This is a genomic window from Stenotrophomonas sp. Steno-C17, from assembly GCF_056393165.1.
This window is the reverse complement of record NZ_JBWJPD010000016.1, coordinates 91,606-107,286: the sequence shown is the minus strand read 5'-3', so window position 1 is coordinate 107,286 and position 15,681 is coordinate 91,606. Positions and strand designations below refer to the sequence as shown.

Here is a 15,681-nt window from a genome sequence, read left to right as displayed (position 1 = left end):
GTTCGGTGCACGCCACGCGAGATCACCGAGTCGGGCGTGGAGTACCGTGATGGAAAGATGGTGAAGAAACGCGTTGCTGGATTCGCCGAATGCCAGCAGACGTTCGTCATCGAGGAACTGAACACCATCGTTGACATCAAGTATCCCCGTGAGGGTCTGCCGCAATGGAAGCGGATTGCATCGCGTGCGCGCGCGCTGCTGATCGACAACATCACCACGCTGCCAGCAGGCGCCGGCCCGCAGCGCGCCGGTCATGGCCTGACCGGTCGCGGCGCATCGTCGTAGGCGGTTGGCGCGGCCTGCGGGCCACGCCTGCCGGTCCCGTCAGCTCAGCACTTTTCCTTGCGGCCCATCAGCTTGCCCAGGCGCGACGGTTCTTCGCACTTGGGTGCCACGACCGGGGTCGGTGCCAGCGCCGCGCCGCGTGCCTTCTGCATCTGCTGCAGCTTGGCGCGGATCTGCGGCATGGCCGCCATGGCGGCCTTCTCGCCTTCCAGAATGGCGGTGCCACGCTGGCTGAAATCGGCCGCGCCGATATCCAGCACCTTCGGCCGGATCACGATGTCGGCGCGGGCCAGTTCCTGTTCGCCCAGGCGTTGGCCCATGATCGCGATCGACTGGTTGACGATGCCCAGCATGCCGGTCGGCGCCTTGCCGCTGGCCTTGCTGGAAATATCCACGGCGATCACGAACTCGGCGCCGAGCTGGCGCGCGGCGTCCACCGGCACCGGGCTGACCACGCCGCCGTCGATGTAGTTGCGGCCGCCGATCTTCACCGGCTCGAACACGCCAGGAATGCTGCTGGACGCGCGCACGGCCTGGCCGACATTGCCGCGCACGAAGATCGAACGCTCGCCGGTTTCCAGCTGGGTGGCGACGGCGGCGAAGGGCTTCTTCAGCTTCTCGGCGGGGCGGTTGGCCACCTGTTCGTTGACGTAGTCCTGCAGCTTCTGGCCCTGCACCAGGCCGCCGGAGAACAGGCGCACGTCGCGGATGCTGGCTTCGTCCAGCGCCACCGCCTTGCTCTGCATCTGGAACGCGTCCATGCCGCTGGCATACAGCGCACCGACCACGCTGCCGGCGCTGGTGCCGGACACCACCACCGGTTCGAAGCCGTTGGCTTCCAGCATCTTGATCACGCCGATATGGGCAAAGCCCTTGGCCGCGCCGCCGCCCAGGGCGATGCCGATCTTCACCGGCTTGGCCTGCGGCACCACGGTCGGCGGCGGGGGCGGGGTGGGCCGCACCTCTTCGCCACCGCAACCGGCCAGCAGGCCGAGCAGGGCGACGGAGAGCAGCACGCGGGGGCGGAACACGGTCATCGGCAGCGGCGCACGGGGCGCGGGTTCAGGAAGGGGCGCCAGCATACCGAAGCTGCAATTTGCGTGGGTAGCGCCGGGCGATGTCGGGCGGATGGTTCAGCTGCCGCTGTGCGCGCCGGGCGTGGCCCGGCGCGACCGTGCAGGGTCAGAACCGGTTGTCGCCGTCCAGCATGCGGCCCAGCCCACCCAGCACCGAGCCTTCGCCGCGGTTCTTGCCACCGCCCTGCGGCGCGGCCATCCACATGCGCCCGGCCAGGCGCGAGAACGGCAGCGACTGCAGCCAGACCTTGCCCGGCCCGGTCAGGGTGGCCAGGAACACGCCCTCGCCACCGAACAGCATGCTCTTGATGCCGCTGACCCGGCGCACGTCCATGTCCACCGTGGGGTGGTAAGCCACCACGCAGCCGGTATCCACGTCCAGGCGCTCGCCGGCAGCCAGCTCACGCTCGACCACGCAGCCGCCGGCATGGATGAACACCCAGCCATCGCCTTCCAGCTTCTGCATGATGAAGCCCTCGCCGCCGAACAGGCCGGTCATGATCCGGCGCTGGAACTGCACGCCGATCTGCACCCCGCGGGCACCGGCCAGGAAGCTGTCCTTCTGGCAGATCAGGCGGCCGCCATGCTGGTCCAGCTTCATCGGCAGCACGGTGCCGGGGTAGGGCGCGGCGAAGGCCACGGTGCCACGCCCGCTGCCGGTCTGGGTATAGACCGTGGCGAACAGGCTTTCGCCGGTGACCACCCGGCGGCCGGCGGCCATCACCTTGCCCATGAAGCCGCTACTGGCCTGGGAACCGTCGCCGAACACGGTGTCCATCTGCACCGAGGCGTCCTTGAACATCAGCGCCCCGGCTTCGGCGATCGCGCTCTCGCCCGGGTCCAGGCCGATTTCCACGAACTGCATTTCATGGCCCACGATGCGGAAATCGATCGGGTCGCCGTGGCCGCCGCTGTTGCTGATGGTCGGTACCACGCTGCGGTGGGCAGCCGGTGGCGCGGCGCTGGCGGGCGGCGTGTGCGGCGGCGCCGCAGGCTGGCGCAGCGCGGGAATGTCGGACACGGGTGTCCACCCGGACATGCCCTGGCACCAGGCCAGCGCGTGCGGATGGGCCTGCGCGTGGGCGCGCGCAGCGTCTTCGTCGAGCGGGCCGACACGCTCGGCCTGGCCGGCGGCATGGAAGTACCACTGGGTCATTGCAGCAGCTCCGTTGCAGGAACAAACCATGAGTCTAGCCGCAGCACACGGGGGCGAATGGTAGGGCCATGAACGATCGGCATTTGCGGCGCGGGTGCTGTATTGCAACAATTATCTGGTAGCGCCGTTTTACCACCCCTCCAAACACAGCCTACCGCCATGTCTCCGACCCGCACTTCCCGTGGCCGCCTTCCGGTCGCGCGCCCCCTCGTTGCCGCTCTTTCCGCCCTGTTGCCGCTGGTAGCAGCCGCCCAGGAAACCCCTGCCGCCAAGGACCCGGTTGCCCTCGACGCCCTGCAGGTGACCGCGCAGCGGCGCGTGGAGAATGCCAAGGACGTGCCGGTGGCGATCACCGCCATCCAGGGCGAAAAGCTGGATGTGCTCGGCTCGGCCGGCGATGACATCCGCTTCCTGTCCGCGCGCGTGCCCAGCCTGAACATCGAGTCGTCCTACGGCCGTGCCTTCCCGCGCTTCTACATCCGCGGCCTGGGCAACACCGACTTCGACCTCAATGCCTCGCAGCCGGTGTCGCTGGTGTACGACGACGTGGTGCAGGAAAGCCCGCTGCTGAAGGGCTTCCCGCTGTTCGACCTGGCCGGCGTGGAAGTGCTGCGCGGCCCGCAGGGCACCCTGTTCGGGCGCAACACCCCGGCCGGCGTGGTGAAGTTCGATTCGGCCCGTCCCTCGCAGGACGCCGATGGCTATGTGAAGGTCTCCTACGGCAGCTATGACACCTGGAACGTGCAGGGTGCCTACGGCGGCCCGCTGACCAGCCGCTGGTCGGCCCGCGTGTCCGCGCTGTACCAGCGCCGCGACAACTACGTCGACAACACCGTGGCCAACGCCCCCAGCTCGGGCTTCGAAGGCTATGACGAAGCCGCCGGCCGCGTGCAGTTCCTGTACGAAGGCGACGACGTGGAAGCGCTGTTCAACCTGCACAAGCGCAAGCTCAACGGCACCGCGCGCCTGTTCCGCGCCAACATCATCCAGCCGGGCAGCAACGCGCTGGTCGAGAACTTCGACCGCGACAAGGTGTCCACCGACGGCCTGAACTTCTCCAACCTGGAAACCTGGGGCGGCAGTGCGCGCATCAAGTGGGACCTGGGCCGGGTCACCCTGCATTCGATCACCGGCTATGAAACCGCCGAGTCGTTGAACCACGGCGACGTGGACGGCGGCTACGGTGCCTCGTTCCTGGGCGCAGGCAACTACGGCCCGGGCGTCATTCCGTTCCCGTCCGAATCGGCCGACGGCCTGCCGCACCACCGCCAGTGGACGCAGGAATTCCGCGTCGAATCCAACGAGTGGGGCCGCTTCGACTGGCAGGCCGGCGTGTTCTACTTCGATGAAGACGTCACCATCGACAGCTTCAACTACGACTCGCTGACCCCGGGCAACCCGCAGACCGGCCACGCCGTGCAGAGCCAGCGCAACAAGGCCTGGGCCGCGTTCGCCTCGGGCGATCTGGACGTGACCGACCGCTTCAAGCTGCGTGCTGGCGTGCGTTACACCCAGGACAAGAAGGACTTCACCGCCAGCGTGCTGCAGGCGGTGGCGGGCGGCACCCCGGTCAGCGGCCCGTACCTGGCCAACAGCGATGTGGACGATGTCAGCTGGGACCTGAGCGGCGTCTACCAGATCACCGACAACATCAACGCCTATGCGCGCGTGGCCAAGGGCTTCCGCGCACCGTCCATCCAGGGCCGCCTGGCCTTCGGCGGCGTCACCCAGGCCGATTCGGAGAAGGTGATCTCGTATGAGGCCGGCATCAAGGCCGACCTGTTCAACCGTCGCGCACGCCTGGGCTTCAACGTGTTCCGTTACAACGTGGACGGCCAGCAGTTGATCGCGGTGGGCGGCAGCAACAACACCGCCACCCTGCTCAACGCCGACAAGACCATCGGCCAGGGCTTCGAGCTGGACTTCGAAGCGTACCTGACCGACAACGTGCTGATGACCCTGGGCAGCAGCTACAACGACACCGAGATCAAGGACCGCGATCTGGCCGTGGCGATCTGTGGCGGCGGCTGCACCATCACCGACCCGACCACGGTCATCAACGGCGGCACCTACGCGCTGGTGAACGGCAATCCGCTGCCGCAGGCGCCGAAGTGGATCCACAACCTGACCCTGCGTGCCGGCTTCCCGGTGAACGACGCCAGCGAGATATACGTCTACACCGACTGGGCGTACAAGAGCCCGGTGAACTTCTTCTTGTACGAGTCGCCGGAGTTCCGCAGCCGCAGCTCGCTGGAAGGTGGCCTGCGCGTGGGCTACAACTGGGATTACGGTCAGTACGACGTGGCCGTGTTCGGCCGCAACCTGACCAACCAGACCCGCGTGGTCGGTGCGATCGACTTCAACAACCTCACCGGCTTCCTCAACGAGCCGCGTACGTACGGCGTGGAATTCACCGCGAAGTTCTGAGGCGGTTGATCGCGTGATGCAACGAAGAAGGGCCGGCGAAATGCCGGCCCTTCTGCTTTCTGTAGAGTCGAGCCATGCTCGACTGCCGTGAGCCGAGCATGGCTCGGCTCTACGCAGACGTGCCTTACAGCGCGCTCTGCGGGCGCACCTTCAGCACGGCTTCCTCTGCGGCACAGTCGCGGGCCGAGTGCTGCCCCGCCTTGCGTGCCGCGGCGATTTCCCTGCGCGCCGCCAGCAGGTCCTGCTGGAATGCCGCGTTGTCGTGCAGGCGGGCAACGGCGGCCGCGCCCATGAAGCGCCCTTCCAGGATGTCGCTCTGCCAGTGCACGTTGCACACCAGGCGGCTTTCCCCGTAGTTGCGGCCGCGTGCCTGGATGGCATCGGCGCGGTCCGGGGCAATCTCGGAAAGAATCAGCGCCCACGCCCAGCCGATCGAGGTGTGGCCCGAGGGGTAGGAGCCGTTCTTGCGCAGCCCGGCTTCATCGTCCGGGGTGCAGGTGGGCTCGCCATTGACCATGAACGGACGCGGGCGCTGGTACTGGTGCTTGGCGGCCCGGGTGGCGGCACTGGCGTCGATCCGGCTGCGCTCCAGCAGGCGGTACAGCGCGGGGGTCTTCACCGCATCCACGTCCACGTCGATCGCGCACGAGAACTGATTGGCGCCTTCCGGGAAGCCCAGCTCGGCATCGCGCGTGGCCTGGGCGAAGCGCGGCGTGCCACGCAGGGCGCGGGCTTCACGACTGACCTGTTCATCCAGCGCGAAACCTGCCGAACCGGCGGCGGGCGGGGCGGGCACCAGCTGGATGCTGGCCGGCACGGCCGCTGCGTCCAGGTAGCCCACTGCCTTGGTGGTGACGTTGGCCTCCACGGCCGTGGGCTTGCTGGCGGTGGCGGCGCAGCTGGCCAGCGTCATGGCAATGGCAAGACCCAGCAGCGGGCGGGTGGGGCGGGCAATCAGGGACATGGCGGACTCGGGGCAGGAAACTCGGCCGTCATGATCGCAGCCGTCGCCCTGCACTGCAGCGGCCATCGGTCATACGGCCAGACCCGGCACGGTCCGCGTGTCGCAAATGTCCCGTTTCTGGCCGCAGCGCACGGACTTTCACGCGCCTTCACCACCAGCATCTGCCCACAGCCGGGCCGGGGGGATCCGCTGACAAGGGAGAGATGCGATGCGCAGCACCGCAACAGGAAGTACCGTCCTGGCCCTGCTGGTGGGCCTGGTGGCCGCACCGGCGCAGGCCGCCGATGTCTACGGCGTGGCCTTCGTACACGGCACCGGCGCCCAGACCAACGCCACCCAGGACTACTGGCAGCCGGCCATCATCGACACCGTGCGCCAGGGGCTGCCCAACAGCAGCAACTACGTGGTCATCAACTGCGATTTCACCCAGTACATGTGGAAGCCGGAAGCCGCCGGTTGCCTGGCCAACCAGCTCACCGGTTTCATCGACAGCCGCGGCATCACCCAGCTGGTGGTCATCACCCATTCCAACGGTGGCAACGTGATGCGCTGGATCCTGTCCAACCCCACCTACGACAGCCGCTACCCGAAGATCATCAGCCGCACCCGCAAGGTCACCGCGCTGGCACCGTCGTCGGCCGGCACGCCGCTGGCCGATGCAGTGCTGAACGGCAACACGTTCGAGACCTCGCTGGGCTGGCTGCTGGGCTACAAGAACGATGCCGTGCGCATGCAGCAGGTGGGCCACATGGCCACCTACAACGCACAGAACCTGTATGGCACGGCCGGGCGCCCGGCGTTGCCGAAGCCGTTCCGCGCTGTGGTCGGCAGCGATGTCGAATCGGCGGTCTGGGACAGCAACAGCTACTGCGGCGGCTATGCGGCCAACGTCGGCCTGGAATTCACCCAGAACTGGCTGTCGTCCTGTTCCGATGGTTTCCTCGAGTGCAGCAGCCAGAAGGCCGCCGGCAGCCTGCTGTTCACCGACAAGGCGCGCACGCAGGGGGCCGAGCCGTTGAGCCACAACCAGAGCCGGCGCGAATGCTTTGGCCTGGGCACCATCCTGCGCAACGACCTGACCCAGTGAGGGAGACGATGATGAACAAACGATCCACGCTGTTGGCCAGTGCCGTGTTGGCCGCCCTTGTGACCGCCTCCGCGCAGGCCGCGCAGCCGCTGCGTGCCGCCGCCGGTGACCAGATTCCCGCCGCATTGGCGAGCGCGCCAGCGCCTGCCGATGAAAGCGAACACGCGCCGCTGGCCTTCGCCTGGGCGCTGGACCCGGCGCAGCCGCTGCTGGCGCCGGGTGCGTATGCCGCCGTCAGCCGCAGCTACTGGCAGCAGGTCGATGCGGCCGAACTGCAACGTGGCCTGGACCTGCCCTTGACCGCACCGGATGCGGTGATCCAGGTCAGCCCGGCACCCGGTGCGCGCGCGCTGCCCGCCGATGCGCTGCAGGTGCGCGACGCGGCCGGCGGTACCCGGGTGGCGCGCAGCGTCGATGCGCGGCAGCTGCAGGACGCTGGCATGGCGGTAAGCGATGGCAGCAGCATGCTGCGCACCGGTGCCAGCAGCGCGGTGGGGAACTACCGTCTGCAGAGCGCGCAGGCGCAGGGCCGCTACGTGGTGCAGGTGCTGGAGCCCAACAGCCCGTTGCGGCTGGAAGTGCAGGCCAGCCAGGCGCAGGTGCTGGCCGGTGGCAGCGTGCAGCTGCAGGCGCGTCTGCTGGACGATGGCGCCACGGCTACCCAGCTGGCGGCACGGCGCGGCACGCTGGGCGGTGAGGCCCTGCTGGTTGCCCCCGACGGCCGCAGCTGGCCGCAGCGCCTGCTGCGCACGACCGATGGCAGCCTGCGTGCGCAGGTACGCATTCCCGCCCAGGCCAGCACCGCGCAGGGCCTGTGGGAGCTGCAGGTGTTTGCCCAGGCCGACGGCGTGCTGCGCGACGGCAAGGTAGCCTTCGCGGTGGCCCAGCCCACCGCACGCTTCACCGGCCAGGCCAGCCCGGACCCGGCCAGCCGTCGGGTCAGCCTGCCGCTGCAGGTGGCTGCGGAAGGGCGCTATGAAGCGCGTGGCACGCTGTACGCAACCGGCCCCGATGGCCAGTTGAAGCCGGTGGCGCAGGCGCACGCAGCGGCATGGTTCGACGGCGCCGGACGTGGCGCACTGGTGCTGCCGTTCGACCAGGCACCGTTGCCTGCCGGCTTCGGCGCGCCGTATGAACTGCGCGAGCTGCAGCTGCAGGACCAGAGCCGGATGGCACCGATCGAATCGCGCGCGCTGGCGCTGCGGTTCTGAGCAACAGCGGCGGGCCGGTAATCCCGGCCCGCCGCAACACCGTAACGGGGCAGCACCGCGATGGGGCGACACCGCGATGGGGCGACACCGCGACGGTGACACCGGGATGGGGTGACGCCGGGATGGGGTAGAGTCGACTGTTAGTCGACTACCGCTAGCCGACTACCGCGCGCAGCGCGGGATTTTCGGGCGCCGTACGAAGAGCAGTCGACTGACAGTCGACTCTACCGCCCTCCGCCCTCACTGGTCGCGCGTTTCGACCCCGGTGGTTCATCCCGCGTACGCGGTCAGCCGGCCCTCGTGCTCGACCACATGGATCGCACCGCCGAACACCGCTGACAGCGGCTCGTCACGCAGCAGTTCATCGCGCGGGCCGTCGGCCAGCACACGGCCATCGCGCAGCAGCACCACGCGCTCGATCTCGGGAATCACTTCTTCAATATGGTGGGTAGCCAGCACCAGGGTGATGCCCTGCTGGGCCAGGGTGCGCATGGTGGCGATCAGCTGCTGCCGCGCCACCAGGTCCAGACCGGTGGAGGGTTCATCCAGCAGCAGCGCCTGCGGCCGGTTCACCAGCGCACGGGCGATCAGCACGCGGCGGGTCTCGCCAGCCGACAGCTCGGCATACGCACGCTCGCGCAGGCCCAACGCGCCGGTCAGGGCCAGGGTCTGGCCGACCCGCTCGCGCATGTCGGCGGTCACTTCACGGAACGCCGGCACCACATAGCTGGCGAAGAAGCCCGACAGCACCGCCTGCTCCACCGTCAGCCCGGGCATGTCGGCCAGGTTGCTGCTCAGGTCGCCGGTGACGATGCCCAGCTGCGAGCGCAGCCGGTCCACCTGCCAGCGGTTCTGCCCCAGCACTTTCACCGCCACCCGGCCATCGGCCTGGGCCAGCGGGTACAGCTCGCGGGTAATCAGCTTGATGAAGGTGGATTTGCCACAGCCATTGGGGCCCAGCAGCGCGGTGTGCTGGCCCTGGGCGATGCGCAGGCTGAGCGCGTGCAGCACCTTCACCTGGCCACGCATCACGCTGGCATGGTCCAGTTCGATCAGGGGCGGAAGGGCCTCGCCGGCAAGGGCCGGTGCCGGGGCGTGGGTGCGTGGTTCAGGACTCGACAACGGGGTTCCCCAACGTGTGAACGGTGCCACGGAATGACGGTGAAGATCACCGTCGCAGGGTGCAGTTTGCAACGCAAGCGCCCATCATGTCTGCCATCCCCGCGTCGATCTGGAGAGCCGCCATGCCCGATGCCCTGATCTCCCTGCTGGCCGATGGCCTGCTTGGCCCGACGTGGTGGGAGCTGCTGCTGGTGCTGCTGGTCTTCACCCAGCTGACCATCTTCTCGGTCACCCTGTACCTGCATCGCAGCCAGGCCCATCGTGGCGTGGATTTCCATCCTGTGCTGGCCCACCTGTTCCGTTTCTGGCTGTGGTTGACCACCTCGATGATCACCCGCGAATGGGTGGCCATCCACCGCAAGCACCACGCCAAGGTGGAAACCGAAGACGACCCGCACAGCCCGCTCACGCGTGGCATTGGCCAGGTGTTCTGGCATGGCGTGGAGCTGTACCGCCAGGCACGCGGCCAGCGCGCGGACATCGAGCAGTACGGGCGCGGCACCCCGGACGACGCCATCGAGCGCCATCTGTACACCCCGCGCGCCAATCTGGGCCCGGTCCTGCTGCTGGCCATCAATGCCGTGCTGTTCGGCCTGCCGGGCGTGGCGCTGTGGGCGATCCAGATGGCCTGGATACCGTTCTGGGCCGCCGGCGTGGTCAACGGCCTGGGCCACTGGTGGGGCTACCGCAACTATGAATCGTCCGACACCTCCACCAACCTGACGCCGTGGGCGTTCTGGATCGGCGGTGAAGAACTGCACAACAACCACCATGCCTTCCCCAGCTCGGCGCGGTTTGCGATGCGGCGCTGGGAATTCGACATCGGCTGGAGCGCGATCCGCCTGCTGCAGGCGCTGCGCCTGGCCAAGGTACTGCGCGTGGCGCCGGCCATGGACGTGCGGCCGAACATCGCCGTTCCCGATGCGGACACCTTGCGGGCGCTGCTGTCGCACCGCTTCCAGGCCATGACCGATTACCAGCGCAATGTGTTCATGCCGGCCCTGCGCGAGGAAGCCGCCCTGGCCGGGGCCAAGCTGCGCCGGCTGTTGCCGCGGCGGCTGCGCCGCGGTCTGGTGAACGATGGCCGCTGGCTGCAGCCGGACAGCCGCGCGCAGTTGCGTGCCTGGGTGGCACAGCGCCCACGCATCGGCGTGCTGGTCGAGTTCCGCGCGCGCCTGGCCTTGCTGCTGGAAGCCCGCGGCCATGACGCGGCCGAACGCCTGCGCCAACTGCAGGCCTGGTGCCGCGAGGCCGAGGAAAGCGGCATCGCCACGCTGCAGGCCTACGCCGCGCGTCTGAAGGGCTACACCCTGGTGGGCGCATGAGGCCGATCGGATGGCTGCTGCTGGCCGCACTGGCCCCGGCCGGCGCGCAGGCCCAGGTGAGCGACACCGCCACCTACCTGCAGCGCATGGACAGCGACGGCGACGGCCGGGTGAGCGAAGCGGAGTACGTGCACTGGATGCTGTATGCCTTCGACCAGATGGACCGCAACGGCGATGGCGTGCTGACCGCCGACGAACTGCCCGGCGGCAAGGGCCGGTCGATCACCCGCGAGCAGCAGCGGCAGACCCTCATCCAGCGCTTCCACAAACAGGATGCCAACGGCGATGGCTACCTGGACGCACGTGAACTGTCCGCACCGCCGCGCTGATGCGCGATCATGACGGTCGTACCGCTGCAAGGGAAAACCTCACCATGGATGACCGCATCGACGATGAACTGATGGAGGAATGGACGGCATTCTGTGCCGGACGCGGCGACCAGGAGGACTGGTATTTTTCCGGCCTGCTGCAGGGCGTGACTGATCCGGACGTGCTGTCCGCGGTGTTCGCTGCTTTCCCGCATGCCCATGAACTACAGGCGCGCGCGCTGGACGTGCTGGCTGCCGGCCAGTGGGGCGATCACCTGTACCTGCAGCCGGCGGGCCCTGCTGATCGGCAGGCATTAACGCGTGCCGCCCGCCTCTGGCTGGATGAACTGGCACGGGTGGCCGGTGTCGCCGGCGAGCCCGCGCTGCAGGCAACGTTGCGCGAGGTGCCCGTGGTCGAAGCATCCCCCGCACGCCTGCAGGCGGCGTGGAGCGGGTCGGGCCCAGCGGCTTGCCTGCACGATGTCATCTGCGATGAGGTGCGCCAGGCCCGCACGCTCGACAGCCCGCAGATGAACGCACTGGACGAGGCGCTGTACCACCTTGCTTCCGATCTCTACCTGGGCTGGTACATCGCCCAGCCCTTGGCGCCGTCGGCCGTCGACTTCGCGCCGTATCTGGCGTTCTGGCGCCTGGGCGGCCGCGGCGCGCTGGTGGACGGCGCATTCCTGGTCGAAGCGCCCGCCGCCGACGCGTAGGGCGCCCTGCCCGGCGGCTTGGCATGGGGCGGCGTAGAATCCGCCCATGCCTGAACTGCCCGAAGTCGAAACCACCCGCCGCGGCCTGGCGCCGCACCTGGAAGGCCGCCGCGTGCACGGGGTGATCCTGCGCCGCGCCGACCTGCGCTGGCCCATCCCGCCGGACGTGGCCGAGCAGTTGCCGGGGCAGCGCATCGACAGCGTGCGCCGGCGCGCCAAGTACCTGTTGCTGGATACCGCCGTGGGCAGCGCCGTGCTGCACCTGGGCATGTCCGGCAGCCTGCGCGTGCTGCCCGGCGACACGCCGCTGCGTGCGCATGACCACGTGGATGTCAGCCTGGACAACGGCCGCCTGCTGCGCTTCAACGATCCGCGCCGCTTCGGCAGCCTGCTGTGGCAACCGGCGGGCGAAGTGCACCCGCTGCTGCAGGGGTTGGGCCCGGAGCCACTGGACGATGTCTTCGGCGGCGACTACCTGTTCGAACGCAGTCGCGGCCGCAGCGCGCCGGTGAAGACCTTTCTGATGGATCAGGCGGTGGTGGTGGGGGTGGGCAACATCTACGCGGCCGAAAGCCTGTTCAAGGCCGGCATCAGCCCGTTGCGCGAGGCCGGCAAGGTCTCCCGCGCGCGCTACCAGCGGCTGGCGCGCGAAGTGAAGGACACGCTGGGCTATGCGATCACCCGTGGCGGCACCACCCTGCGCGATTTCATCAGCCCCGATGGTGCCCCGGGCTACTTCGAGCAGGAACTGCTGGTGTACGGCCGCGATGGCCTGCCGTGCCCGCAGTGCGGGCGCCCGTTGAAGCACGCCATGATCGGCCAGCGCGCCAGCGTCTGGTGCAGCCGCTGCCAGCGCTGAACGTCTTCATGCGCTGCACACCGGCAGCGCTATAGTCCAGCCAACATCCGGCGGGGGAACGTTGGCGATGGATGAGGGACCGGACATCACCGTATGGCTGGACGCGGCGCGTGGCGGTGATCGCACCGCGCTGGACCGCGTGCTGACCACGCTCTACCAGGAACTGCACACCATGGCCCGGCGCCAGCTGGCCGGCCAGCAGGGGCGCACCCTGGATGCGACGTCGCTGGTGCACGAGTCGTACCTGAAGCTGCTGGGCAGTCGCGGCGCCGCCCGCTTCGAAGATCGCGCGCACTTCTTCGCCTACGCGGCCTCGGCCATGCGCAGCGTGGTGGTGGACTACGCGCGCAACCGCTTGGCACGCAAGCGCGGTGGCGACCTGAAACGGGTGGCCGAGATTCCCGAGAACAGCAGCAGCGGCGTGCGCCTGGACGAAGACCTGCTGGCCCTGGACGTGGCCCTGGAGCGCCTGCAGGCCGTGGATGCGCACCTGGGGCGGGTGGTGGAACTGCGTTACTTCGCCGGCCTGTCCGAACAGGAGATTGCCGAACTGAGCCAGCGTTCCGAGCGCAGCATCCGCCGCGACTGGCAGAAGGCGCGCCTGTTCCTGCTGGCCGCCATGCGCGACGACTGAGCACTGCGACGCGGCCCGGCCGATGGACAGCGCGCGCTGGCAGGAACTTTCATCCTGGCTGGACCAGTTGCTGGAACTGGATCCGCAGGCGCGGCAGCGGCGGCTGCAGCGCCTGACCGAGCACGACCCGGCACTGGGCCGCGAACTGGAGCGGTTGCTGCAGCAGGAAGCGGACAGCCAGGATTTCATGGCCCAGCCGCTGTGGACGGCGCCGCCTCCCGGCCGCGCGGGCAGTGAGGTGGGCCCGTACCGGCTGCTGCGCCCGCTCGGCGAAGGCGGCATGGGCGAGGTCTGGCTGGCCGAACGCTGCGATGGCCTGTACCAGCGCCAGGTGGCACTGAAGCTGCTGCGCAGTGGCGTGGCCGACCCGGGCCTGCGGCAGCGCTTCGGTCGCGAGCGGCAGATCCTGGCCCGGCTGCAGCACCCGCACCTGGCGCAGTTGCTGGATGCCGGTGTGGACCTGCACGGCCAGCCCTACCTGGCCCTGGACTACGTGGAAGGCGAGCCGATCAGCGATTACTGCCGCCGCGTGCAGCCGCCGCTGGAAGCCCGGCTGCAGTTGATGCTGCAGGTCTGTGCGGTGGTCAGCCATGCGCACGCCAACCTGGTGGTGCACCGCGACCTGAAGCCGTCCAACATCCTGGTGCGCGACGACGGCACGGTGAAGCTGCTGGACTTTGGCATCGCCAAGCTGCTGGACCACGACGACACCAGCAGCCCGCACCCGGCCACCGAGATCCGCGCGTTCACCCTGCACTACGCGGCCCCGGAGCAGGTGCGCGGTGAACTGGTCACCACGCTCACCGACGTCTACTCGCTGGGCGTGGTGCTGTTCGAAGTCGTGACCGGGCACAAGCCGTACCGCCTGCGCCGGCACAGTGATGCCGAATGGGAGCGCTCGATCCTGGACGTACAGGCGCCGCGGGCGTCGGTGCTGCTGCAGCGCCTGGCCGACCAGCCCGGCGCGCCGCGCCGCGCGCTGCAGCGGCAGGCCCGGCGCCTGCGCGGCGATCTGGATGTCGTATTGGAAAAAGCCCTGCAGAAGGACCCCGAGCAGCGCTACGCCTCGGCCGAGGCGATGGCCGGCGACCTGCGGCGTTTCCTGCAGGGCCAGCCCATCCAGGCGCGCCCTCCTGGCGTGGGCTACCGGGTGCGCAAGTATGTCGGCCGGCACCGCTGGGGCGTCGCGCTGGCGTCGCTGGCCGTGCTGGGGCTGCTGGGCACCACGTCGATGGCGCTGTGGCAGGCGCGTCAGGCGCGGCTGGAAATGGCCCGCGCGCAGGCCATGCAGGACTTCACCGTGGGTCTGTTCGACAAGGCCGCCAGCCAGCGCCACGGGCATTTCGACGTGCCGCAGCTGCTGGCCGCCGGGCAGCAGCGTGGCGAAGCCGAGCTGGCCGACCAGCCGCTGGCGCTGGCCGAGCTGGAGGGGGTGATCGGGCGCCTGCGGATCGGCCTGGGCGATTACCAGTTGGCACTGCAGACCCTGGACCGGCAGCGCCAGCTGCTGCAACAGGTGGACGCGGTGCCGCCCGCGCTGCAGCTGGAGGCGGTGACCCAACGCGGGCGCGCGCTGCGCATGCTGGGCCGCGACCGTGAATGCCTGGCGCATCTGCTGCCGCTGCAATCGCTGGCCGCCGCCGAGGCCGCCACGCTGCCCGCATCGGTGGCTGAGTTCCACAGCCAGCTGGGCCGCTGCCAGGCCCAGCTGGGCGACGCCGCAGCAGCACGACGGTCGTTCGCGCAGGCCCTGGCGCTGCGCCACCAGGGCATCGGCGAGCGCTTCGGGCGTGCTGAGTCGCTGGCCGATCTGGCCGGGTTGGATGCGGCCGCGGGGGACCTGTCGGCGGCGTTGGCCGGTTACCGCCAGGCATTGGCGCTGCTGCAGCAACCCAGTGATGCCAGCAGCCCGCAGGTGATCGCCCTGCATCGCCAGCTGGGCGACGTACTGGCCCGACAAGGGCAAACGACCGCCGCGGCGGCCGAGCTTGAACTGGCCTGGAAGGCCGCCCAGGAAGCCTGGGGACCCCGCCACCCGGAAGCGCTGGTGGTGCGCCGCGCGCGCGCGCTGCTGGCCCTGCAGCGCGGCGAACTGCAACGCTCGGGCGAGGAACTGCGGATCGTGCAGGCGCAACTGCTGGCGGCGCTGGGGCCGAGCCACCGCGAGATCGGCCACGGCGAGTTCGCCCTGGGCCAGTGGGCCAGCGCCAGTGGTGATGCGGCCGCTGCGGCGGGCCACTACGCGCGGGCGGCGGCCCTGTGGCGGCAGCCGGACCACACCGCGCTGCTGCCGCAGGCGCTGCTGGCGCAGGGCCAGGCCCTGCAGCAGGCCGGGCAGGCGGCGCAGGCCCGCGAGGTGTTGTCCGAGGCCCGGCAACTGCTGCTGGCCCAGCGCGGTCCACGGGCCCCGGGCCTGCGGGCGCTGGACGCGCGCATCGCCGGACTGGCACAGACTGAACCGCAGCCGGCGACCTCCGCTGCCCGTTAACGTTTGTCTGCCTATGATGGCCG

13 protein-coding genes and 1 pseudogene are annotated in these 15,681 nt (G+C 69.3%); 10 read left to right on the top strand and 4 right to left on the bottom strand.

Going from position 1 to position 15,681, the window contains the following annotated elements; genetic code table 11:
* Window positions 1-285 (top strand): annotated as a pseudogene (locus AC06FA_RS14875) (hypothetical protein); the annotation flags it as partial.
* A 44-nt stretch (window positions 286-329) separates the two neighbouring features.
* Here AC06FA_RS14875 and AC06FA_RS14870 read toward each other — a convergent pair.
* On the bottom strand, window positions 330-1,322 hold the full coding sequence (locus AC06FA_RS14870) for a patatin-like phospholipase family protein (protein WP_108754679.1): 993 nt from the start codon (window positions 1,320-1,322) through the stop codon (window positions 330-332).
* Window positions 1,323-1,467: 145 nt separating this feature from the next.
* Window positions 1,468-2,517 carry a TIGR00266 family protein gene (locus AC06FA_RS14865; protein WP_478068984.1) on the bottom strand — a complete coding sequence of 350 codons (1,050 nt, stop codon included), beginning with the start codon at window positions 2,515-2,517 and terminating at the stop codon, window positions 1,468-1,470.
* A 159-nt stretch (window positions 2,518-2,676) separates the two neighbouring features.
* On the opposite strand from AC06FA_RS14865, the gene AC06FA_RS14860 reads away from it, so the two are divergent.
* Window positions 2,677-4,944 (top strand): TonB-dependent receptor, encoded by a 2,268-nt coding sequence (locus AC06FA_RS14860; protein WP_478068983.1) that lies wholly within the window; start codon window positions 2,677-2,679, stop codon window positions 4,942-4,944.
* A 124-nt stretch (window positions 4,945-5,068) separates the two neighbouring features.
* On the opposite strand, the gene AC06FA_RS14855 is transcribed toward AC06FA_RS14860, so the two are convergent.
* Window positions 5,069-5,908: an acid phosphatase gene (locus AC06FA_RS14855; RefSeq protein ID WP_478068982.1), complete on the bottom strand. Its 840-nt coding sequence runs from the start codon at window positions 5,906-5,908 to the stop codon at window positions 5,069-5,071.
* A 208-nt stretch (window positions 5,909-6,116) separates the two neighbouring features.
* Here AC06FA_RS14855 and AC06FA_RS14850 point away from each other — a divergent pair, with 208 nt between their 5' ends.
* Window positions 6,117-6,995 carry a hypothetical protein gene (locus AC06FA_RS14850; RefSeq protein WP_478068981.1) on the top strand — a complete coding sequence of 293 codons (879 nt, stop codon included), beginning with the start codon at window positions 6,117-6,119 and terminating at the stop codon, window positions 6,993-6,995.
* Window positions 6,996-7,006: 11 nt separating this feature from the next.
* A complete protein-coding gene (locus AC06FA_RS14845) occupies window positions 7,007-8,206 on the top strand; it encodes a DUF4785 domain-containing protein (protein ID WP_478068980.1) in 1,200 nt (399 codons plus the stop codon).
* A gap of 270 nt (window positions 8,207-8,476) precedes the next feature.
* Here AC06FA_RS14845 and AC06FA_RS14840 read toward each other — a convergent pair whose 3' ends face one another.
* Window positions 8,477-9,262, bottom strand: a complete 786-nt coding sequence (locus tag AC06FA_RS14840; protein ID WP_478068987.1) for an ABC transporter ATP-binding protein — start codon at window positions 9,260-9,262, stop codon at window positions 8,477-8,479.
* 188 nt (window positions 9,263-9,450) lie between these two features.
* Between AC06FA_RS14840 and AC06FA_RS14835 the strand changes: the two genes are divergently transcribed.
* The 6 genes from AC06FA_RS14835 to AC06FA_RS14810 all read left to right on the top strand — a co-directional run bounded on the left by AC06FA_RS14835 (window position 9,451) and on the right by AC06FA_RS14810 (window position 15,658).
* A complete protein-coding gene (locus AC06FA_RS14835) occupies window positions 9,451-10,653 on the top strand; it encodes a DesA family fatty acid desaturase (RefSeq protein ID WP_478068979.1) in 1,203 nt (400 codons plus the stop codon).
* Window positions 10,650-10,982 (top strand): EF-hand domain-containing protein, encoded by a 333-nt coding sequence (locus AC06FA_RS14830; RefSeq protein ID WP_478068978.1) that lies wholly within the window; start codon window positions 10,650-10,652, stop codon window positions 10,980-10,982. The genes AC06FA_RS14835 and AC06FA_RS14830 overlap by 4 nt, the downstream gene beginning before the upstream one ends.
* Before the next feature lie 44 nt (window positions 10,983-11,026).
* A complete protein-coding gene (locus tag AC06FA_RS14825; RefSeq protein ID WP_478068977.1) occupies window positions 11,027-11,677 on the top strand; it encodes a hypothetical protein in 651 nt (216 codons plus the stop codon).
* A gap of 46 nt (window positions 11,678-11,723) precedes the next feature.
* Entirely contained in the window at window positions 11,724-12,536 is an 813-nt protein-coding gene (gene mutM, locus AC06FA_RS14820; protein ID WP_478068976.1) for a bifunctional DNA-formamidopyrimidine glycosylase/DNA-(apurinic or apyrimidinic site) lyase, read from the top strand.
* A 67-nt stretch (window positions 12,537-12,603) separates the two neighbouring features.
* On the top strand, window positions 12,604-13,170 hold the full coding sequence (locus AC06FA_RS14815) for an ECF-type sigma factor (protein ID WP_312706398.1): 567 nt from the start codon (window positions 12,604-12,606) through the stop codon (window positions 13,168-13,170).
* A 22-nt stretch (window positions 13,171-13,192) separates the two neighbouring features.
* Window positions 13,193-15,658 carry a serine/threonine-protein kinase gene (locus AC06FA_RS14810; protein ID WP_478068975.1) on the top strand — a complete coding sequence of 822 codons (2,466 nt, stop codon included), beginning with the start codon at window positions 13,193-13,195 and terminating at the stop codon, window positions 15,656-15,658.
* Window positions 15,659-15,681: the final 23 nt, after the last annotated feature.